This window comes from Staphylococcus chromogenes (assembly GCF_029024625.1).
GTDB lineage: Bacteria > Bacillota > Bacilli > Staphylococcales > Staphylococcaceae > Staphylococcus > Staphylococcus chromogenes.
The window spans coordinates 641637-664765 of sequence record NZ_CP118953.1; the positions used below are offsets into that span (position 1 = coordinate 641637).

The 23129-nt window shown below is 36.8% G+C and carries 22 protein-coding genes; 19 read left to right on the forward strand and 3 right to left on the reverse strand.

The genetic code is table 11. The features are described from left to right. Positions 1–14: 14 nt before the first annotated feature. From truA to PYW36_RS03010, 13 genes are all read left to right on the forward strand, one after another. Positions 15–845, forward strand: coding sequence for a tRNA pseudouridine(38-40) synthase TruA (gene truA, locus PYW36_RS02950; protein ID WP_103158739.1), 831 nt, complete (start codon positions 15–17; stop codon positions 843–845). 188 nt (positions 846–1033) lie between these two features. Continuing rightward, positions 1034–1471 (forward strand): 50S ribosomal protein L13, encoded by a 438-nt coding sequence (rplM, locus tag PYW36_RS02955; protein ID WP_037574745.1) that lies wholly within the window; start codon positions 1034–1036, stop codon positions 1469–1471. Between the two features lie 19 nt (positions 1472–1490). Beyond that, positions 1491–1883, forward strand: a complete 393-nt coding sequence (rpsI, locus tag PYW36_RS02960) for a 30S ribosomal protein S9 (RefSeq protein WP_037542446.1) — start codon at positions 1491–1493, stop codon at positions 1881–1883. Positions 1884–2179: 296 nt separating this feature from the next. Beyond that, positions 2180–2932, forward strand: coding sequence for a DeoR/GlpR family DNA-binding transcription regulator (locus tag PYW36_RS02965; protein WP_037574742.1), 753 nt, complete (start codon positions 2180–2182; stop codon positions 2930–2932). Positions 2933–3171: 239 nt separating this feature from the next. Then, on the forward strand, positions 3172–3600 hold the full coding sequence (lacA, locus tag PYW36_RS02970; RefSeq protein ID WP_103158744.1) for a galactose-6-phosphate isomerase subunit LacA: 429 nt from the start codon (positions 3172–3174) through the stop codon (positions 3598–3600). A 15-nt stretch (positions 3601–3615) separates the two neighbouring features. Beyond that, entirely contained in the window at positions 3616–4131 is a 516-nt protein-coding gene (gene lacB, locus PYW36_RS02975) for a galactose-6-phosphate isomerase subunit LacB (protein ID WP_037574736.1), read from the forward strand. 101 nt (positions 4132–4232) lie between these two features. Beyond that, positions 4233–5204 (forward strand): tagatose-bisphosphate aldolase, encoded by a 972-nt coding sequence (lacD, locus tag PYW36_RS02980; RefSeq protein WP_103158740.1) that lies wholly within the window; start codon positions 4233–4235, stop codon positions 5202–5204. A gap of 30 nt (positions 5205–5234) precedes the next feature. After that, positions 5235–5549: a PTS lactose/cellobiose transporter subunit IIA gene (locus PYW36_RS02985; RefSeq protein WP_103158741.1), complete on the forward strand. Its 315-nt coding sequence runs from the start codon at positions 5235–5237 to the stop codon at positions 5547–5549. A 5-nt stretch (positions 5550–5554) separates the two neighbouring features. After that, positions 5555–7303: a lactose-specific PTS transporter subunit EIIC gene (locus tag PYW36_RS02990; RefSeq protein WP_172458431.1), complete on the forward strand. Its 1749-nt coding sequence runs from the start codon at positions 5555–5557 to the stop codon at positions 7301–7303. 15 nt (positions 7304–7318) lie between these two features. After that, entirely contained in the window at positions 7319–8722 is a 1404-nt protein-coding gene (lacG, locus tag PYW36_RS02995; RefSeq protein WP_037574726.1) for a 6-phospho-beta-galactosidase, read from the forward strand. Positions 8723–8987: 265 nt separating this feature from the next. Then, the gene (locus PYW36_RS03000) at positions 8988–9995 is read left to right on the forward strand and encodes a zinc-binding alcohol dehydrogenase family protein (RefSeq protein WP_103158742.1); all 1008 of its coding nucleotides are present in this window, start codon (positions 8988–8990) and stop codon (positions 9993–9995) included. A 77-nt stretch (positions 9996–10072) separates the two neighbouring features. After that, on the forward strand, positions 10073–11599 hold the full coding sequence (locus PYW36_RS03005) for a BCCT family transporter (RefSeq protein ID WP_103158743.1): 1527 nt from the start codon (positions 10073–10075) through the stop codon (positions 11597–11599). A 263-nt stretch (positions 11600–11862) separates the two neighbouring features. Then, on the forward strand, positions 11863–12192 hold the full coding sequence (locus PYW36_RS03010; protein ID WP_103159485.1) for a hypothetical protein: 330 nt from the start codon (positions 11863–11865) through the stop codon (positions 12190–12192). A gap of 58 nt (positions 12193–12250) precedes the next feature. Here PYW36_RS03010 and PYW36_RS03015 read toward each other — a convergent pair whose 3' ends face one another. Beyond that, positions 12251–13402: an MFS transporter gene (locus PYW36_RS03015; protein WP_037574714.1), complete on the reverse strand. Its 1152-nt coding sequence runs from the start codon at positions 13400–13402 to the stop codon at positions 12251–12253. 140 nt (positions 13403–13542) lie between these two features. Continuing rightward, positions 13543–15489: an IucA/IucC family protein gene (locus tag PYW36_RS03020; RefSeq protein ID WP_037574711.1), complete on the reverse strand. Its 1947-nt coding sequence runs from the start codon at positions 15487–15489 to the stop codon at positions 13543–13545. Between the two features lie 101 nt (positions 15490–15590). Between PYW36_RS03020 and PYW36_RS03025 the strand changes: the two genes are divergently transcribed. From PYW36_RS03025 to PYW36_RS03050, 6 genes are all read left to right on the forward strand, one after another. Further along, positions 15591–16757: an MFS transporter gene (locus PYW36_RS03025; RefSeq protein ID WP_037574708.1), complete on the forward strand. Its 1167-nt coding sequence runs from the start codon at positions 15591–15593 to the stop codon at positions 16755–16757. A gap of 1 nt (position 16758) precedes the next feature. Then, a complete protein-coding gene (locus tag PYW36_RS03030; protein ID WP_103159484.1) occupies positions 16759–18522 on the forward strand; it encodes an IucA/IucC family protein in 1764 nt (587 codons plus the stop codon). Positions 18523–18525: 3 nt separating this feature from the next. Further along, on the forward strand, positions 18526–19596 hold the full coding sequence (locus tag PYW36_RS03035) for an alanine racemase (RefSeq protein ID WP_037574703.1): 1071 nt from the start codon (positions 18526–18528) through the stop codon (positions 19594–19596). 73 nt (positions 19597–19669) lie between these two features. Beyond that, positions 19670–20647, forward strand: a complete 978-nt coding sequence (locus tag PYW36_RS03040) for an ABC transporter substrate-binding protein (RefSeq protein ID WP_037575241.1) — start codon at positions 19670–19672, stop codon at positions 20645–20647. Positions 20648–20692: 45 nt separating this feature from the next. Continuing rightward, on the forward strand, positions 20693–21718 hold the full coding sequence (locus PYW36_RS03045; protein WP_037574700.1) for a FecCD family ABC transporter permease: 1026 nt from the start codon (positions 20693–20695) through the stop codon (positions 21716–21718). Further along, positions 21715–22677: a FecCD family ABC transporter permease gene (locus tag PYW36_RS03050; RefSeq protein WP_103159483.1), complete on the forward strand. Its 963-nt coding sequence runs from the start codon at positions 21715–21717 to the stop codon at positions 22675–22677. Before PYW36_RS03045 ends, PYW36_RS03050 begins: the two co-directional genes overlap by 4 nt. 101 nt (positions 22678–22778) lie before the next feature. Here PYW36_RS03050 and PYW36_RS03055 read toward each other — a convergent pair whose 3' ends face one another. Then, a complete protein-coding gene (locus tag PYW36_RS03055) occupies positions 22779–23039 on the reverse strand; it encodes a SunI/YnzG family protein (protein WP_037574694.1) in 261 nt (86 codons plus the stop codon). Positions 23040–23129 lie beyond the last annotated feature (90 nt).

A 23129-nucleotide genomic window follows, 5' to 3' on the forward strand; every position in this document is an offset into this window, starting at 1 on the left:
AAAGGCGGCAAAGCATGCAACGTGTACTCGTAAAAATCAGTTACCACGGAGGACAGTTTTTAGGATTTCAAATTCAAAATCAGGGACGCACTGTCCAAGGGTATTTTGAAAAGATTTTAAAGCGCATGCATAAACACCCTGTACGCATCCATCCGTCAAGTCGCACAGACCGTGGTGTGCACGCATTAGAGCAATACTTTCACTTTGATACCGAACTGGTGATTTCGCCCACACAGTGGCAATATGCGATGAATCGTGCGTTACCTGAAGACATTTATGTGCATGACGTTACGTTTATTGATGACGATTTTCATTGTCGGTATGATTGTGTCGGAAAAACATATCGATATAAGATTTATCAAGGAGCGCACAAAGACCCTTTTCAAGCGCATCTTAAAACCTATATTTCTCATGAATTGAATATAGACGAAATGAACAAAGCTGCACAGTTATTTATAGGAACACATGATTTCACAAGTTTTTGTTCACAAAAAACAGAAGTCGAAAGCAAAGAACGTACCCTCTATGAAAGTCGTGTTATTCCAACACAAGATGGTTTAGATTTTGTCATTTCAGGCTCAGGTTTTTTATATAACATGGTGCGTGTCATCATGGCATTTTTAATTGAAGTAGGAAAAGGCAAACGTCAAGCAGATGAAGTGCCGATGATTTTAAAAGCGCAAGATCGTAATCTTGTGCCCCATACGGCGCCTGCGGAAGGCCTCTATTTAGAAAGAATATATTTATCTGAGGCGGAATTGATTGAAAAATTCGGTTCAGAAATTCGAATTCATAAGAAAAAATCATTACAAAATTCTATGAAACACATTGACAATAACGGGTAAAAATTATATCATAGTTAACGGTATTGTTTTATATCACCCCACGATAAGCCCCGGAAACTTATTGTGTTACAAGATATAGAAGCAGGACAGATCAACAGTTAACGGAATAAACATTTCGTTCACAGTTGTGTACGAAAACTGGTTGAAAACACGCTTAGAATTACTTATTCACTAGGAGGACAATTAATATGCGTCAAACATTTATGGCAAATGAATCAAATATTGAGCGCAAATGGTATGTTGTTGATGCTGAAGGCCAAACATTAGGTCGTTTATCATCAGAAGTAGCATCTATCTTACGCGGTAAAAATAAAGTAACTTATACACCACACGTTGATACAGGTGATTACGTAATCATCATCAACGCTGAAAAAATCCAATTCACTGGTAACAAAGAACAAGATAAAATTTACTACAGACACTCAAATCACCCAGGTGGTTTAAAATCAATCACTGCTGGTGAATTAAAACGTACAAACCCAGAACGTTTATTAGAAAACTCAATTAAAGGGATGTTACCAAGTTCACGTTTAGGTGAAAAACAAGGTAAAAAATTATTCGTTTATCGTGGCGCTGAACATCCACACGCTGCACAACAACCAGAAAACTACGAGTTACGTGGTTAATTAGAAGGAGGAAAAGACATTGGCACAAGTTGAATATAGAGGCACAGGCCGTCGTAAAAACTCAGTAGCACGTGTACGTTTAGTACCAGGTGAAGGTAACATTAAAGTAAACGACCGTGACGTACGTGAATACTTACCATTCGAATCATTAATCTTAGACTTAAACCAACCATTTGACGTTACTGAAACAAAAGGTAACTACGATGTATTAGTTAACGTTCATGGTGGCGGTTTCACTGGTCAAGCACAAGCTATCCGTCATGGTATCGCTCGTGCATTATTAGAAGCAGATCCTGAGTACAGAGGTTCTTTAAAACGCGCTGGATTACTTACTCGTGACCCACGTATGAAAGAACGTAAAAAACCAGGTCTTAAAAAAGCACGTCGTTCACCACAATTCTCAAAACGTTAATATTTCAAACTGTTACGATATTATTCGAATACAGATTTGTGTATCATATCAAAAGCACATCTCGACAAAGGTCGGGATGTGCTTTTTTATAGTTAAGGAAATTATTTAAGCTCTGAAGATAAATGAAAAATGAAATTACATATTGTTCCGCCCTTTGTTTGTTTATGTTGAATTAAACTGTTTAGAAATTCGCAATTGTTTATTTTTGCATCTATTTATAGTAAATTGAAGTTAATATGAATAAATGGACTGCTTTAAGCAATGAAGCGAGGACAAACAAAAAGGTTGTGAACAGATTGAATAAATATGAACGATTAGATGAAATCGCAAGACGTGTTCATGAAAAAGGAACAATACGTATTCAAGATATCGTCGATGACTTGAATGTATCTGATATGACGGTTAGGCGAGATCTGATTGAGCTAGAAGAACAAGGTGTTTTAACGAAAATACATGGGGGTGCTCGAAGCAATACGGCTTTTCAATATAAAGAGATGTCCCATAATGAAAAACATACGCAACAAATGGAAGAAAAAAAAGAGATTGCTAAAAAAGCGGCGCAACTGATTGAAGATGGCAACAACATCTTTCTTGGTCCTGGGACGACGATTGAATTGTTAGCTAGCGAGATTCAAAACAAGCGCTTATCGGTAGTCACCAATTGTCTTCCCGTATTTCACATTTTGTTTCGTAAACGCTCTGAACACTTCAATGTTTATTTAATCGGAGGCGCTCAACGAGAAATTACAGAATCATTTGTTGGTGAGATGGCCAATACGTTACTTGAGAAGATGCGTTTTTCTAAAATCTTTTTTAGTGCAAATGGAATTAAAGGTAATGATGTGATGACTTCTTCTTATGAAGAGGCTTATACGCAAAAATTAGCTATCGCCCACGCAAATGAGAAATATTTGCTTGCAGATGATTCTAAATTAGGCAAAGAAGATTTTGTTTCGTTTTGTGAGTTAACGGATCTCACAGCTATTGTAACGAACGATTTAACAGAAGAGCAACAGCGCATGATTCGCAATTATATTGAAGTGATTTAGTCACTCGTGTATTCCATGAATAAAAATTTTTATCTAATTCTAAAGACAGACGAAAGATTTCATACTTCGTCTGTCTTTTTTTGTCTAAATTGAGAACAAATCAAACTTAAATAAACATAAATCAACATTAGATGTTGTAAAAATGTTTATTTAAGTTTATAATTTAAACATAAAGAGATGAAAGCGCTTATTTCAATGTAAGTTTCAACATAGGCGATAACTTAGGAAGGATGATTAATGTGAAAGTAGTAATAGGTGCAGATCAGTATGGTTTAGCGTTAAAGGACCACATTAAAACTTATCTTGAAGAGAACAATTACGACGTATTAGATGTCACTGAAAAAAATACATCAGATTTTATTGATGTTACTGTAGCTGTGGCAAAAGAAGTTCAGAAAGATGATAGTAACTTAGGGATTGTCATTGATGAATATGGTGCAGGGAGCTTTATGGTAGCAACAAAAATCAAAGGCATGATAGCTGCAGAAGTGTCTGATGAACGTTCAGCGTATATGACGCGCAGTCATAACAATTCCAAAATGATTACAATGGGCGCTGCACTTGTGGGTGAAAAATTGGCCATTAATATTGTTAAAGGCTTTGTAGAAGGTTATTACGATGGCGGCCGTCATCAAATTCGCGTCGATATGTTAAACAAAATGTGTTAATAGGAGGCAATAAATATGAAAATAGCAATTGGTTGCGATCATATTGTAACAGATACAAAAATGGAAGTTTCTCAATTTCTAAAATCATTAGGTCATGAAGTCATTGATTGTGGAACTTATGACTTTACACGTACGCATTATCCGATTTTTGGTAAAAAAGTTGGAGAAGCAGTGACACGTGGAGAGGCAGATTTAGGTGTATGTATATGCGGTACAGGTGTGGGGATTAATAACGCCGTAAATAAAGTGCCAGGCATTCGTTCAGCATTAGTGAGAGATATGTCGACAGCGTTATACGCCAAAGAACAACTCAATGCGAATGTAATAGGTTTCGGAGGCAAAATTGTAGGTGAGCTTTTACTTTGTGATATTGTTGAAGCATTTATCAATGCAGAGTATAAGCCGACTGAAGAAAACAAAAAGTTGATTGAGAAAATATCTAAAGTTGAATCGATTAATCAAGAACAAAAAGATGAGCATTTCTTTGATGAGTTTTTAGAAAAATGGGACAAAGGTGAATATCACGATTAATTCTATCTTTTATATTTTGAAAATTTAGATAAAAAATGTGGTAGATTTATACGTTAAAAATCAACAACCAAATGTATTAACAAAATGAAGAGGTGTAAGACATGAGCTCAAAACAAACATTTTTAGAACAAGTCAGTAACGAAAACGGTATTATTTCTGCGCTTGCCTTTGATCAACGTGGCGCATTAAAACGTATGATGGCCAAATATCAAACAGGAGAACCTCAAGTAGAAGACATCGAAACTTTAAAAAAATTAGTTTCTGAAGAACTAACGCCTTATGCATCATCTATTTTATTAGACCCTGAATACGGCTTACCTGCGACACAAGTCCGTCATCCTGAAGCAGGGCTCTTATTAGCTTATGAGAAAACCGGCTATGACGTAAATGCTAAAGGTCGTTTACCAGACTGCTTAGTCGACTGGTCAGCAAAACGTATTAAAGAAGCTGGCGCACACGCTGTGAAATTCTTACTTTATTACGATATTGATGATGAGGAAGCGATTAATAATCAAAAAGAAGCCTATATTGAACGTATAGGTTCTGAATGTAAAGCGGAAGATATTCCGTTTTTCTTAGAAATTTTAGCGTATGATGACACGATTGAAGACAATAAAGGACCAGAATATGCCAAAGTAAAACCACGTAAAGTGATTGAAGCAATGCGTGTTTTTTCAAATGAACGTTTTGGTGTAGATGTTTTAAAAGTCGAAGTTCCAGTAGATATGAATTATGTGGAAGGATTTGGTGAAGGGGAAGCGGTCTATACGCAAGAAGAAGCGGCTGCTTACTTTAAACAACAAGACGAAGCCACAGAACTTCCTTACATTTATTTAAGTGCAGGGGTGTCAGCACAATTATTCCAAGACACATTACGTTTTGCATCTAAAGCTGGCGCTCAATTTAACGGTGTACTGTGTGGACGTGCCACTTGGGCAGGTTCAGTAGAAGCCTACATTAAAGAAGGCGAAACAGCAGCAAGAGAATGGTTACGTTCAGAAGGATACCGCAATATTAGCGAATTAAACAACGTTTTAAAGGACACAGCCGTATCATACAAAAAGCATGTTTAAAATTATTCAATTTTAGTGGAGGGGATTTCCATGAACAGAGAAGAAGTTACAATGTTAGGGTTTGAAATCGTTGCTTATGCTGGAGATGCACGTTCTAAATATTTAGAAGCTTTAAATGTTGCGCAAACAGGAGATTATGCGAAAGCGGAACAATTAATCGAAGAAGGCAACCAATGTATTGTTAATGCACATAATGCACAAACCTCTTTATTACAAAAAGAAGCGGCAGGTGATGATATCGCATACAGTGTGACGATGATGCATGGCCAAGATCACCTTATGACAACATTATTATTAAAAGATATGTTAAAGCACATCATTGAATTATACAAAAGAGGGAGTTAATCATTATGATGAATAAATTAATCGGTTTTATTGAAAAGGGTAAACCATTCTTTGAAAAGCTCTCTCGAAATATATATTTAAGAGCCATTCGTGATGGATTTATTTCAGCAATGCCTGTCATTTTATTTTCAAGTATATTTCTACTTATTGCCTACGTCCCGAATATCTTTGGATTTACATGGCCAAAACACATCGAAGCAGCCATAATGAAACCTTATGGGTATACGATGGGCGTTGTAGGTTTACTTGTCGCAGGGACTACCGCTAAAGCATTAACTGATGCCTATAACCGTCGACTTGAAAGTACGAATCAAATTAACTTTATTTCGACGATGCTTGCTTCAATTTGCGGATTTTTATTTTTAGCAGCCAACCCTCTTGAAGAAGGTGGTTTTGCGAACGCCTTTATGGGAACAAAAGGGTTATTAACAGCATTTTTATCTGCCTTTGTGACTGTTATTATCTATAACATATGTGTGAAAAACAATGTCACGATTAAAATGCCAAAAGAAGTGCCACCGAATATTTCTCAAGTATTCAAAGATTTGATTCCATTTACACTTGTTATTTTAGTGTTATATGGTTTGGATTTAACGGTGCGTGCCCTTATTAATACAAATGTGGCAGAAGCTATTGTAAAGATGTTTGAACCTTTATTTACAGCAGCAGATGGTTATGTGGGAATCACCTTAATTTTTGGTGCTTTTGCCTTGTTCTGGTTTGTCGGGATTCATGGCCCATCAATTGTTGAACCGGCGATTGCCGCAATCACCTATGCCAATATTGAAACAAACTTTAAAATGCTTCAAGCAGGTGAACATGCAGACAAAATTTTAACACCGGGTACGCAAATGTTTATCGTAACTATGGGGGGAACTGGGGCAACATTGGTTGTGCCGTTTATCTTCATGTGGTTATCAAAATCAAAAAGAAACAAAGCTATCGGTCGTGCGTCTGTCGTACCAACATTTTTCGGTGTGAATGAGCCGATTTTGTTCGGGGCACCGATTGTTTTAAATCCAGTCTTTTTTATTCCGTTCATCACAGCACCGATTGTTAACGTTTGGATTTTCAAATTTTTTGTTGATGTTCTAGGGATGAACAGTTTCAGTGTTGTACTTCCATGGACAACACCAGGTCCACTGGGCGTTATCATGGGAACAGGTTTCGAAGTGTGGGCATTTGTCCTTGCACTCGTACTGATTGTCGTCGATGTCCTCATCTACTATCCATTCTTTAAAGTTTATGATAAGCAAATTTTAGAAGATGAGTTAAAAGGGATTGATGGTTCAGACGAATTACGTTCAAAAGTCTCTGATAATTTTGATACGAAAAAAGCGGATGCGGTCATCGCCTCATCTGTTGGAACAACAACAGCACAAGAAACAAAAGCAGACCAAACGCAAACACAAGAGGCTAAAAGTGTCGACGATATTACTGAACAAACCAATGTACTTGTCTTATGTGCGGGTGGAGGCACAAGTGGTTTACTCGCAAATGCGCTTAATCAAGCAGCCGCAGAACACCATAAACCTGTGACGGCAGCCGCAGGAAGTTACGGCGCACATATGGATATTATGAAAGAATACGATTTAGTTATTTTAGCCCCACAAGTGGCATCTAACTATGAAGACATTAAACAAGATACAGATCGACTAGGTATTAAATTGGCTAAAACGCAAGGTGCCGAATATATCAAATTGACGCGAGATGGCGAAGGGGCACTACAATTTGTGAAAGATCAATTCAAATAAAAGGAGTCTTATACAATGAAAAAATTACCGAAGGATTTTATTTTCGGCGGGGCCACTGCAGCGTATCAAGCAGAAGGTGCTACTCAAACTGATGGTAAAGGTCGCGTCGCTTGGGACACATATTTAGAAGAAAATTATTGGTACACAGCTGAGCCAGCAAGTGATTTTTATCATCGTTATCCTGTAGATTTAGAGTTGAGTGAACAATTTGGGGTGAATGGTATTCGTATTTCCATCGCTTGGTCTCGTATTTTTCCAACAGGATATGGTGAAGTTAATGCCAAAGGTGTTGAGTACTATCACAACCTGTTCAAAGAGTGTTTAAAGCGTGGGGTAGAACCCTTTGTCACATTACATCACTTTGATACACCTGAAACGTTACATTCGGATGGTGATTTCTTAAATCGACAAAACATTCAACATTTTGTGGATTATGCAGCATTTTGTTTTAAAGAATTTGAAGAAGTGAAGTATTGGACAACATTTAATGAAATTGGTCCGATTGGCGATGGACAATATTTAGTTGGGAAATTCCCACCAGGGATTCAATATGATTTTGAAAAAGTCTTTCAATCTCATCATAATATGATGGTTGCCCATGCCAAAGCCGTAAAATTATATAAAGAACAAGGATATACTGGGGAGATAGGTGTAGTTCACGCATTACCAACAAAATATCCGTTTGATAAAAATAATCCTGAAGATGTGCGCGCTGCAGAACTCGAAGATATTATTCACAATAAATTTATTCTTGATGCGACATATCTTGGAAAATATTCTGAGGCCACAATGAATGGCGTTAAACACATTTTAGACGTGAATGGTGGACAACTTGATTTACGTGAGGAAGATTTTGAAGTTTTAGAAGCGGCTAAAGATTTAAATGACTTTTTAGGAATTAATTATTACATGAGTGATTGGATGCGTGGTTTTGATGGAGAAAGTGAAATTACGCATAATGGTAAAGGGGAAAAAGGCGCATCTAAATATCAATTAAAAGGGGTAGGTCAACGTGAATTTGATATAGATGTTCCACGAACAGATTGGGACTGGATGATTTATCCTCAAGGACTCTATGATCAAATTATGCGTGTAAAACGTGATTATCCGAATTATAAAAAAATCTATGTCACTGAAAACGGCTTGGGTTATAAAGATGAATTTAAAAATAACACAGTTGAAGATGATGCACGTATTGATTATGTGAAACAACATTTAGAAGTGATTGCGGATGCGATTGAAGATGGCGCAAATGTCAAAGGTTATTTTATTTGGTCATTGATGGATGTCTTCTCTTGGTCAAATGGTTATGAAAAACGTTATGGTCTTTTCTATGTGGATTTTGAGACACAAGAACGCTATCCTAAAAAAAGTGCATATTGGTATAAAAAGCTCGCAGAAACTCAAATCATTGAATAAGCGATTAAAATAACATCTAAAAATCAACAAAATTCATGTAGGCCTCTCAAAATTGGATTAAATAATTGGGAGAATGTATTAGTTTTTGAAACAATTGCCTACTTTATCGAAAAAGAGGCTCGGACATACACGTGTTCGAGTCTCTTTTATCTTCATTGAACGGAACTAAAGATAGTGCTATATTGAGGGAGAATTAAGGAGACACGTATGTGATGCTGAGTGGCACTACATTTGTCAATTTGAATCCAAGGAGGAAGTTGAAAATATGAAAGCTATTGTGAGTACACAGCCTTTCGAACTGAAAGAAGGCAATCTATTTAAAGAAATCGAAGTCACACATCCTCATCCTACGAAAGATGAAGTACTAATAAAAGTACATGCTACGGGAGTCAACCCTGTAGATACAAAAACACGCAAAGCCCCATTAAATGATGCGTATCGTATTCTAGGATTTGATGCTGCGGGGGAAATTGTGGCTTGTGGAGAAAATGTATCTGACTTTCATGTCGGCGACCGTGTATTTTATGCGGGATCTAATCAACGCCAAGGCGCTAATCAAACACATCAACTGATACCTACTGACTATATTGCGCGTATTCCTGATGACTTGTCTTACGAAGATGCTGCGGCGCTTCCATTAACAGCGTTAACCACGTATGAGACGTTTTTTGATGTGTTTGGTATTTCGAAAAACCCTGAAGATAATAAAGGGAAAACACTGCTTATTATTAATGGCGCAGGTGGCGTTGGAAGTATTGCCACACAAATTGCCAAAGCCTACGGATTAACGGTGGTCACAACAGCAGGACGCGAAGAAACGAAAGTTTGGTCCTTACAACAAGGTGCGGATGATGTATTGAATCACAAAAATTCACTCGTGGACGAATGGGCAAAAACAGAACGTCTTGCACCTGATTATATTTTCTGTACTTACGACACAGACGCTTATTTTGAACCGATGATTGAATTAGTACAGCCCCGTGGGCATATCGCAACGATTGTGGCATTCAAAGAAAAACAAGACTTAAATCTTTTGAAAAATAAAAGTATCACATTCACGCATGAGTTTATGTTTGCGAGAGCGATTCATCAAAAAGAGGTTAAACAATATCAAACTTACTTAATAGATGTGGCGGATAAATTAGAAAAAGGGCAATACATTTCAACGCGAACGAAAACGCTTGAAGGTCTCTCTGTGGAAACAGTATACGAAGCGCATGAAGAAATGGAAAATCAACAATTTATTGGTAAATTAGTTATTAAAATCATTTAAATTATTCGATGAAAAACCGATTAAATAGCTGGGAATAGGGAAAGTGCATAGAAATAAAGTGAAGGTGGATATGAAGTATGAAAAACTTTAAAGTGAGTATCGTCTTTTGGGTATCACTTGTATTGTGTGCGCTTTTCGTATTATTAGGTGCACTTTTCCCTAAACACGTGGAGACAACCACTCAAAAAGTCACGAGTTTTATTGCGACAAACTTCGCATGGTATTATTTATTGCTTGTTTTAGCGATATTATTTGTCTGTATTTATCTCTTATTTTCAAAGTACAGTTCAATCACATTAGGAAAAGAAGGAGAAGATCCAGAGTTTTCATTAAAATCTTGGTTTGCGATGTTATTTAGTGCTGGTATGGGCATGGGGCTTGTATTTTGGACTACAGCAGAGCCTTTAAGCCATGCTTATACAAGTGCACCATTAGCAAAACCTGGATCTAACCAAGCGATTGAAGATGCGATACAATTTGCCTTTTTCCATTGGGGCATTCACGCATGGGGTGTCTATGGGATTGTTGCATTAGTGATGGCTTATTTTAATTTCCATAAAGGCTATCCGGGATTGGTTAGTGCGACCCTTCGTCCCTTATTTGGTGAAAAGCGCATGTCTGGACCGTTAGGCAGTTTACTAGATGTGCTTGCGATTATCGCAACAGTGACAGGTGTCGCTGCAACACTCGGTTTTGGTGCGCTACAAATTAACCAAGGTCTTAATTTTATGTTCAACATCAAGCCTTCGTTTACAGCGCAGTTATTGATTATTTTGTTTTCAGCGATGGTCTTTACATGGTCAAGTTGGACCGGAATTAGTAAAGGAATAAAGTATTTAAGTAATATTAATATGTTACTGGCGTTTATTGTTTTAGTTTTAGTTTTTGTACTAGGACCTACGCTTTATATTTTAAATACTTTTTCTAATGGTCTCGGTAATTATATCGCCCACTTTTTTGATATGAGTTTACGCATGCCATTAAATAATGAACAGCAGAAAACATGGGTCAATAATTGGACGATTTTTTATTGGGCATGGTGGGTCTCATGGGCACCATTTGTCGGTATTTTTATAGCGCGTGTTTCACGTGGAAGAACGATTAAAGAATTTATTATTGGTGTATTATTTGTGCCATCATTCGTATGTTTTATTTTCTTTGCCGTGTTTGGCGCATCCGCGCTTGATCAACAACAACATGGAGTGGCAAATTTGGCAAAAGAAGCAACAGAAACAGCTACATTTGCCATGTATCAACATTTTCCTATGGGTTTTCTATTAAGCTTGTTGACATTGATTGTGATTTTTATCTTCTTTATTACATCTGCCGACTCAGCGAACTATGTACTGGGGATGTTGAGTACTAAAGGAGATAATAACCCAGCTTCGTTTGTCAAAATCGCATGGGGAATCATGCTTGCGTTATTTGCGATTATTATGATTGTGACAGGTGGCACACAAGCGATTCAAAATATGTTAATTATTGCAGCACTGCCGTTCTCCTTTGTCATTATTTTAATGATTTGGTCTCTATTCCGCGCTTTAGCTCAAGAGCGTCCACGTCGACATGTGACAACAAAAGAAGATAAAAGTAAAAATGAATGAGTGATGTAGGGCTAAGCTATATGCGGTATCATTTATTAAAATATATTTTTGATTCTTAGCAAAGCAATGAATCAATTTTGATACATTTCATTTCAAATAAACGTTATAAATTAGTGCTAATTTTGGGTGGGCGTGTAGTCCACCCACTTTTATGTTTTAATTTAAGTTAACTTTATATATTTATTAAAAATAAGATTGTATTGTGTGTTTTATTAAGTATAATATATCTATAATCAAGTAAAATTAGAAAGTAGCGTTTTTTCATGATCTCTCAGTTAGCACTCACACCACAGGTAGTCACACAAATACAAGTTATTTTTGACAGAGAACTGAGTTTTAACTCTGGTATACGTCATTGGCGACCACAATATCAAATGTCCACATTGCGAAAAAATACGCCTTCAACGAAATGGTTAAAGATGAATCAGCAATGTTTGAAAATTTATTTTCAAGTCAGTATTGATGAAGCCTATGAACCTATCATGGTCTTAAGAAAACTTCATCGCCACGTACAAATGACGATGAAAGAATATTGTATTCCTGTCGAAGTTGAATTACATATGCAAATCACGCATTTTTTGACTAAGCAATAATGACAACGCTAAAAAACCCATCGTATTCTCTATAGACGATGGGCTTTGTTTATAGTGTTCAATGGTTTTTAGGTTGCGGTTTTTTTAGAGAGAAGATTACGAGTAAACCTAATATCCCAATACCCATAGCCACATAAATCGTGGCATAGAGATTCATATGGGCGACAATGAGGCCACCAAGTAATGCGCCAAATCCTATGCCGGCATTAAGTGCGGACATATTCCAACTCATGATTTGACTGTTATCACCTTCGACTTGTTCAATTAAACCACTTTGTACAGCGGGGTTAGTACTCCATTGAATCAAATGCCATACAAATAAGGCGATAAGTAATAAAATACTGTAGGTCCAAAGTTGATTTAAAATAAGCATCATAATAGTAAAGAGGGTTCCACTAATCAGTAACCATTTTTTAAAAGATAAGATGTCTGTAAAAAAGCCGCCTATTGATGTTCCGAAGACACCTGCTACACCAATGATGAGAAGGGCAAGTGAAACAAACTGGATAGTATGATGGCCTGAAAGAATCAGAGGATTAATATAAATATAAGCCACTGAATTAGCAGTTAAAAAGATAAAGGTAATGGATAATAATTTTATGACTTCAGATTTATGACGAATTTTCATGCGGTAATCTTGAGTGGTTTCATAGTTTGTTTGTAATTGCTTTGGCAAATAAATACTTAACAAAATACCTGCGATAATGGCAACGAAAATAATCATACCAAATGTATAGCGCCAACCAATCCAGTCACCGATTAATGTTCCTATAGGGACACCAAACACATTCGCGCCGCTAAAGCCAGTGTAGACTAATCCTAGCATCCGACCACGATGCTGGGGTTTAGCAAGAATCACGGTGATGGCTAAAATTTTTACGACAATTAAGGCAGCAGCAGCTGAAGAAATGATTCTACCGATAACAATCATTGTAAAATTGGGAGCAATTGCAATCATGAAGTTCCCTAAGATAAAAGCAATGATTGTGATTAGTAGAACAGGTTTAGGTGAAAAACGTTCTGTTAATTTTACGAGTATGGGCCCTGTGATTGCGAAAGTAAAAGCATAAATCGTAACAAGTTGACCTATCCATGCTTCAGAAATTTGAAGGTCTGTACTCATTAAGCTGAGTATTCCTGCAACGACAAGCTCTACCATTCCTACAATAAAAATACTTAGCATAAATGTAATTGTACGCATGACGGTCATAATAAAAAAACTCCCTTTTTATAGTCTCTGAGCTCAATTTTAATATACTTTTCATAAATACGAAACAGGACAAAAAGAGAAGTGACAAGAGACGTTCAAATGAAATGAAGGAACTCTTGCCACTTACTAAAATTGGAAAGTTATTTTTTTAATGGATTGTCTACTTTTATATACGTATACGCATGAGCTTCGTCTAATAAACGCATAGTTGTCACACATTTATAGTCGATTTGTGGACTGAAAAAGACAGCGTTAAACTTCTGAATTCGTGTACTAGAGACATTGTTTGCTTGAGCTTTACTCATCACATTATCTAGTCGATTGCGCACGAGTTGCCAGAGCGCTTCTTCTAATCCAGATGATGCGAAATGTTTTGAGATACATGCCACCAATTCACCGAGATGGTTTTGAATGGTTGAATAGAATGCTTTGTTAAATACAGTCGATTCACTTTGAGTTAAAATACGAGACTTTTCATGAAAGTGACTTGTGTCGTAACCTGTAGCGTTAAGCTGATGTTCGTCAATACGTAATCCTTCAAAGTCACGAATAAACATTTTTGAAACGGCACTTGTTTTTTTATTGATTGTAACAATCGTATTTTGCAAATGTGCTTCAAGCGCAATCCCGTATTTCACGAGAAGCGGCATGACATAATCAATCAATGAGTTGGCGTAGGTTTCAAACCAACTACATATACTAGTTTGTTCATCTTTTTGAGTGTACTGCTGATATTTTTTAATAATATCAATAATGAGCGGTAAAGATTGATTAGATGATGCTGAAACTAAGCTTGAAGGAATGATAGGGAATTCTTCCTCTGTCACTGCATGATAAATGTTTTCACGATAAAGGGTTCCTAATTGTTCGCTTCGTTGTTCTTGGATAGAGGCATCATCTGAAGAATCAAAAAAGTGGATCCCTGCCCATTCTGGTACAGATTGTGTATTGAGCGGTTGGAACCAAGCATCGTTTTTTTCTATCGACTGTAATATGTGTGTCATTAATGGTCCATTATGCGTCGTTTGTTCAGACAACGTTCGAATTTCACCTGTAATATGTACGTTAGTTGATAACTTAATATGTGGAGATTTATTCGGAAATTTTGGCATCAATGTTCTAAATGAAAGTCCTGCATAATAAGGCGCTTCATAACGTATCGGAATAATCTTCTTGGAATGTAATTCCTCTGAATAATCTCGGTTCATAATTTCTTTATATTGCCAAGGATGTATGACCATCACATCATACTCATCAAGAGAAATATCCTCAGAAAATTGTGCTTCAATGGCATCTTTTAGTCCAGAGAACATTTCAAAGACCAAGTCTTCATAAGATTTTCTAACACTTTGTTTGCGTGTTAATGAATGATGAATAAGGACAAATTGTAAATCCACTTCATGACCATATTCAGAGGCATAAGCAATGGTTTCTTCAGTGTTCATCCCTTTACGTAATTTGGCGCCAGGATGAATAGGATGGCCTTCCACGACAGACTGTTCTGAAGTAAGGTAGGGGTCTTGCTGAGATGTAATCAGGTCATATAAGGACAACCCATGTTGTTGATATTGTAATGATTGATAGCTCAATGCTAGAGACATGTGCGTGGCACTATTCTCCAAATCATCTGCAAATTGCTCACTATTGTCTCCCTCTAATGAAGGGTCTTCGCTAAGTATTACACGTAATAATTCATTAGGATGGAGCACGCGTGTAAACTGATCATGTTTTTTCCAGTAAAATGGCCCTTTAACATCAATTCTATTAAAGGCATGTTGCCCAATGATTTCTCCGCACAATGAAATATCTTGTTTTGGAAAATGGATGCTGAGCATCTCGCCCTCGTTTAAAAGGTCAGAACTGAGTAAATGGGGAGCGACAATTTGGCTATGGGTATAACCTCCTACAAGGTTTTCTCTATATAGGGAACCCATTAAACGTGCAGTAATTTTGTCACGTCCATCGGGGAGGATATTTAAAAAGAGTTCAGCCCATTCATTGGAATGTTGCTTTAAATATTGGTAGCTAAGTTGTTCTTCGTTTGTCAGTGAAAGTTCTTTTTGACTTACTTTACTTTCGGAATTCATATGTGCACCTCATTCTTTTTATTTTACAAATGCAAAGATGATTCGTATAATCCATAATATCGGAATTGAGAATGATTATCAATTATAGAAAGGTGAGTATTTTGGCTAAATGGTATTTTTCTAGCACTTTTTTACTCTTTTTAGGCAACTGGGTCGGCCAAATTGCATTGAATTGGTACGCATTTCAAATCAATCATCAAGCAATGGATTTAGCATTTATAAATTTCTTTCGTCTGATTCCTATTTTCCTTTTGAGCTTATGGGCAGGTAGTCTTGCTGACCGTTACCGTCGGTGTAAGCTGATAAAGTTAAGCGTCTTTTGCTCTTTTATTATTACCTCTACGCTTACCATTTTGGTGTTGGTATTGGGAGAGGTTCCGATGATGCTACTCTATGTTTACGCATTGTTACGGGGGTCCTTAAGCGCGATTGAGACACCTATCAGACAAGCTGTTTTACCTGATTTATCTCACAAGCTCCCTGTCTCAAAAGCAGTCTCTTACAATTCATTTATTTTAAATATTTGTCGCTCTATTGGTCCTGCAATTTCCGGGTTTTTGATAGCGTTATATGGTAGTGCTTTCGCTTTTGTTCTACAAGCACTTCTATATTTCTGTTCACTTCTATTAAGTTTACCGCTTTATTTTAAATCGAAACAACAGAAACGCGTTCGTGGGATTTCATTTGCAGTGGCGAAACGTTATCTCAAAATACATATCGAAGGTAGAACAATTTTTATCACGTCGTTACTTATTATGGCTACAGGCTTTTCATATACGACACTATTACCTATACTCACAAATGCTCATTTTCCTAACAATGCCTCTGTATTTGGAACGGCGATGACGATTAGTGCCATTGGAGGCGTGGTCGCAACATTGGTGCTTCCTTATCTAATCGACTATGTGCATAATCAACGGATATATTTCATAAGTTCGATTTGTTTTGGTGTGGGTCTTATAATTATATTCAAAGCGAATATCATAGGATTATTCATTGCCATCTTTTTTATTGGATTATTTGGTCAATTTGCAAGAACATCCAATCGAATCTTTTTTCAAAATGATGCAGAAAAAGAACATCGAGGTAAAATTTTAAGTGTCATCATGATGGATCGAGGGATGATACCATTAGGGGCAATGTTGATGAGTTTATTAACAAATTGGTTAGGGATTACAACCACATTTTTAATCATGGGTATCAGTACATTTGTGATCGCAATCGTCGGTTATATCATCAATCAAAAATATGTCGGAGGTCAAATTTAAAATGAAAGTCACAGATTATAACTTTGCGGATCGTAATATCCAATATCGTGTGATTCTTGCAAGTATAAAGGAATCTTTATTTCCTAATCACGCACGTATTTCTTTTGAGGACAAATGGGTTGAAATACAACTCCATCAACATCTTTTATATGTGCAATATTCGACGAAAAGTGCGTTTTTTCAAATTCATTTGGAAGGACCGATTGTTTATCAAGTCGGGCAAAATAAGGAAGAAATTAATCATTTAGAAAGATTACTAGAACTATTAACAGATAAATTTAACATCCCTTTTGATGCAAGACTCATCGAAGAGCTTCAACATAGTCGTCTAGGACTTTCTCTCACTTATGAGCAATTTGAACAACGTAAGATTGCGATGCATCATGCCCTTAAGATTACGAGATTACCAGAAAAAATTAATTTCATTTCTTGGTTGAGTCATATGCAAGGGAACGAGCATACGAGCAGTCTTGCATATACGGAGGGCATGATATGGGAAGGTCATCCTTCGCATCCATTAACTAAGACCAAATTACCACTCAATGAAGCGGAAATTCGAGATTATGCACCTGAATTTATGAAAACAGTGTTTTTAAAAATTGTTTTAGTGCATCGGAGTTATTTGGCTATTACCTCCATGGATGACAATGATCGATTTGTAGGTGAACATATCATTCCAGAATATAATAGTCGCTTGAAACAATTTTTAGAGCCCTTAGGTTGCGAATTAAGTGATTACCGTGTGATATTAGTTCACCCGTGGCAGTATGAGCATGTCATCACTGAACAATTCACCATCGCTATAAAAAATTTAAATGTCATTCCGACACCTTATTCTATTCCATCAACGCCGACACTCTCATTTAGAACGATGGCGCTTGACCATAAACCTTACCACATAAAACTGCCAGTTAATGTCCAAGCTACAAGTGCCGTACGAACAGTTTCACCTGTGACCACAGTCGATGGTCCTAAATTAAGCTATCAATTGCAAGGGTTGTTGAATATCTATCCTTCACTTCAAGTGGCTATGGAGCCTTATGGTATGTATGTGAAAGAAGAAAATGACATAGCAAGACAATTTGCGATGATTGTAAGACAATCTCCAAAAACGTCCGATAACAATATATTACAATTTGTCACGGCAGCCCTCACACAAGAAAATCCAGTAGACGAGCAAGTGACGGTAGACAGTCTCATTGAGTTTTTATATGGAACTATTGATGCAAAGGCCATCGAGACCTTTATCCAATCCTATACAAAGGCATTAATTCCACCTTTGATAGCCTATATACAAACTTATGGGATTGCATTAGAAGCACATCAACAAAATACAATTTTTCAAGTGAACCAACAAACACAAGAATTCTCATTTATTGTGCGAGATTTGGGAGGTTCGCGTATAGATATAGACACATTAGTCAAAGAGGTGCCTCACATTGAGATTACTAATGAAAGTCTTATTGCAGATAATATCGAAGCAGTTGTGGCGAAGTTTCAACATGCAGTGATTCAAAATCAATTAGGAACACTCATTGACCATTTCCATCATGCGCATCATATGGATGAGGCACTACTCTATAAAATCGTTCGTGAATGCGTTGCGCGTTCCATCGATGACACTTTAGCGCATTTTAACACCTTAAGAGACGTTCTATTTGGAGAAACTGTTACAGTGAAAGCGTTGCTCAACATGCGCATGCATCAACGTGTCAAATCCTATATGGAAATTGAATTACAAAACCCCATTCAAAAAGAGGTGTAACTTTTGGCACACATTAATATCCATCTCAGTAAAATTCAATATAATGCTTTAGTTTTAAAAAAATTGCTTGAGGATCGTAAAATCCAAATGATTCCTGTGTTGAAATGCGCAGGAGGAGACGTGCAAATCGCGAAACTCTTTGAAAAAATAGGATTTTATCTTGTTGCAGAATCACGTTTGAATCTTATTGAAGCCAATACGACGGATTTAGACTATATGATGATTAAGGGATCAACACCGATAGAAGTCCCAAAGCTCGTCCAAAATACAACTCTAAGTATTCAAACGGATTTAAATGTCATTCGAGCGATTAACGAAGAGGCCAAAAAACGCCACAAACCCCATTCTATTTTATTGATGGTGGACTGGAAAGATGGTAGAGAAGGCATTTTAACGTATGAGACGATAGATTATTTAAACGAAATTATGAAACTGGATCATATCTATCTAAAAGGTCTTTCTTTTAATTTTATGTGTTATAGACCTTTACCGCCGACCGAAGAAGATATTAGTTATATTGAGCACTTTATTCATAATATCCATAAAGAAACAGGGTTAAGTTTTCCAATCATTTCTGGTGGCAATTCTAGCATGTTGACGCTAGCCATGTATTATGATTTAGGTTGTATTAATGAATTGCGTATCGGGGAAGCTTTATTTAGAGGCTATGAAACAGCTCAGCAACAGAGATTACCCTTTTTATATACGGATACCATTGAAATTGTGGGTCAAATTGCTGAAATAAAACCACGGCTTAATTTATCGACGCATCATGCCTATATGCAAGCTTTAGTAGACATCGGAAACTTAGATACAGAGATATCTGACCTCACACCGCGAGATGAAAAGTTAAAAATTGTCGGTAGTACGAGTGATTTACTATTGCTAGACTTAGGGGATACCTATAGTTATCAAGTTGGAGATACGGTGACCTTTAACATGGGTTATGGCGCAATAGCACAAAGTATGCATTCTAAACAGCTGAACAAAATTTACTATCAGGACAAGGGTATAGAATTAATGGCGGAGCATTTTAACGGTGCAACAGAGCATAAATGTTTAAAACAATATTGACATTGAGAATCATTATCAATAAAATAAAAAAGTAAGGTGAATTACATAAGAAAAGGAGAATGTCATTGTGAACATGAAAAGAGCGATAAGTTTATTCACATTGGTAGCATTCATGGTGCTCCTCGCCGCTTGTGGTAGTGTGAGTGATTCAGGGAACTCTACCTCAAAAAATAAAGACGGTAAAGGTGTCGAAGTGAAGCATGAAGCGGGTACGACAACAGTGAAAGGTGAACCTAAACGTGTGGTGGCTCTCGAATACTCATTTGTCGATGCACTCGTTTCACTAGGAGTTAAACCTGTCGGAATTGCTGACGATGGGAAGAAAGGTAACATCATTGAGCCCATAAAAGATAAGGTTGGCAACTATAAATCTGTAGGTTCACGTAAACAACCGAACTTAGAAGTTATCAGTGAGCTAAAACCAGATTTAATTATTGCAGATAGCAATAGACATAAAAGCAATTATGAACAATTAAGTAAGATAGCACCAACAATTTTATTACCAAGTTTAGATGCGGACTATAAAGAAAACATCGAAGCATTTAAAACGATTGGTAAAGCATTATCTAAAGAAAAAGAAGCGGATCAACGTTTGAAAGCACACGAAGATAAAATAGAGAAATATAAAAAAGAAATTTCAATGAATAAAGATTTAAAAGTTTTACCAGCAGTCATTTCTCAATCTGGCTTCTTAGCCCATTCAGATAAATCCTATGTAGGTCAATTTTTACATGAATTAGGCTTTAAAGAAGCATTAACAAAAGAGGTTGCAGATCAATTGCCTGAATATTTAAATGCGCCATATTTAAATATGAATGCCGAGCAACTGGCAGAAGTGAATCCTGAACGCATGTTTATTATGGTTAACGGCGAAAATGATCCACATTATGCTAAAATGAAGAAAGATCCAGTCTGGAAAGATATTGACGCTGTAAAACATGACCGTGTGCACATCGTTGATAGACAAACATGGTCTAAATTCAGAGGTTTAATCTCATCAGAAGAAATTGCAAAAGAGTTAGCTGAAATTTCTAAGAAAGAACAAAAATAACAACCTTGTGATAACTTCATTTCATTTTTATTAAAGGTGATTTCAATGTCAAAACATACACATGCTAAAATAGAAGAAGATCACCAAAGAAAACGCACAACGCTCACATTTATTGTGAGCGTGTGTTTTCTTATTATTGCAATTTATCTCAATCTTGCAATCGGTGCGACTAAAATTCCATTTCAATCTATGATGGATTATTTCTTTCATCTTAATCAAACGAAAGAAACTTTTTTAATACATAATGTGCGTATGCCAAGAATGGTAGCCGCTTTACTCATTGGAGCAGCACTTGCAGTCGCAGGTGTGCTAATGCAATCTATTACGAGAAACCCTTTAGCATCACCACAAATTTTTGGTGTGAATGCAGGGGCTTCCTTTATTGTTGTGTTAATTACGGTTATGATTCCTTCACTTGCAAATCATACTGTCGTTTTTGCGTTTATCGGTGCCTTTATTGGTGGCCTAACTGTGTATATGTTAGCAGGCTCTACTAAAGGAATGACCCCTATCAAATTAGCGCTTGCAGGGATGACCATCCATCTTTTTTTCAGTAGTTTGACGCAAGGCATTATACTCCTCAACGAAGATGCTACGACTACAGTTATGTTTTGGCTTGTAGGTGCCCTACATACCATTAAATGGCCAGATATCATCCAAGTTTTGCCTTGGATTTTGGGAGGACTTCTTGTTGCTCTAGCGCTTGGTAAACAACTGGCGATATTAGAGCTTGGAGATGAACTGGCTAAAGGGCTAGGTCAACATACACAACGGGTGCGTGCCATTGCAGGATTCATCGTCGTGATACTTGCAGGTGCCTGTGTGTCCATTGCAGGTCCTATTGGTTTTGTAGGTCTCATTGTCCCTCACATTGTTAAACATTATTTGAATAGAAATTATGTTTTGATTATCTTGCTCTCGATGATTATTGGAGCCGATTTATTATTAATTTCTGATGTTGTGAGTCGATTCATTGCATTTCCATTTGAGTCACCCGTAGGTATTGTGACATCATTCATCGGTGCATTGTACTTCTTATGGATTACGATGAGAGGGGTGAAAGCACGATGACATTTCAGTTATCCAGACGCTATTTTTTCGTGGTACTGTTATTGATAATTTGTTCATTTTTAAGTTTAAGTGCAGGGGCTATTTGGATGTCTCCTTTAAAAGTATTGAGAGAAATATGGACAGGGGAGAACTTTATTTTAGTGGAGTATCGCATACCAAGAATGATTTTAGGTATTCTTGTTGGGGCGGCTTTAGCCATCTCAGGTGCAGTGATTCAAGGCGTAGTACGTAATCCTTTGGCATCGCCAGACGTCATTGGAATTACGAAAGGAGCGAGCTTAGCCGCAGTCATTGTGATTATCGTTTTCCCAGCGGCGCCTCTATTTGTATTACCCTTTGCTTCTTTTGTTGGGGCAATGGTGATAAGTATTGTATTATCGCTACTCATTAGTTTTAAAGGTGTGAAGGGGTCTCAACTTGCGTTAATTGGGATGGCCATTGGAGCAATAGCGATGGCTCTCGTTCAATATTTACTCATTCGTAGTCCAATGGAGGCCAATATTGCACTTGTATGGTTAACAGGAAGTTTATTTGGAAGAAACTACCAACATATCATTTCAATCTTGCCATGGTTGATTGTAGCTATTCCAGTGATTATGCTATATAGCCGCAAATTAGATTTACTTCATCTCGGTGAAGACGTAGCCACAAGTTTAGGAACGCATGTCAAACGCACAAAAATGATTTTATTAGTTGCCGCAGTGATGCTCGCGGGTGCCGCTATCTCAGTAGCAGGTGGATTAAGCTTTTTAGGTTTAATTGCACCGCACATTGCACGGAGTATCGTAGGTCATAAACATGTTCATATTGTTATGATGTCAGGACTCATAGGGGGACTATTGATGGTGTTTGCTGATGGATTAGCACGTATGATAGCACCTCCCCTAGATATTCCAGTTGGCGTTTTAATTGCAATTATAGGTGCGCCTTACTTTCTTTATGTCCTTCGAAAAATGTAGAATTAAGCATTTTATCATATCATCTTTAAGTCAATACAAAAAAGCGAGCTAAGAAATTTTCTTAACTCGCTTTTTATTGTTCATAAATGTGAACGTCTATTTTATTTTGTGATTTCGTTATATACTTTTTTATCGTTTAATGTGTAAATGATGTATTGATGGTCATCCGTATCGATAATTACACGGTTCGTTTTGCCAAATGTTGATCCAATACGAGAAACTTCTTTTTCACTATCACAAGGAAATGCATGAATATCTTGGTCTTCAGTTACGTTTTTGATTTCGTCATTTGGAATACGGATATCTGCAACTCTCCATTGGATTTGTACTTCTTTGTCATTTTTCTTAACTGTCATAGCCATTTGACTGACACATCCTTTACCTAATTGATGATTACATTGTAACCGATTTCTCACAAGATTGCAAGTGTAATGTGCTATACCTAATATTAA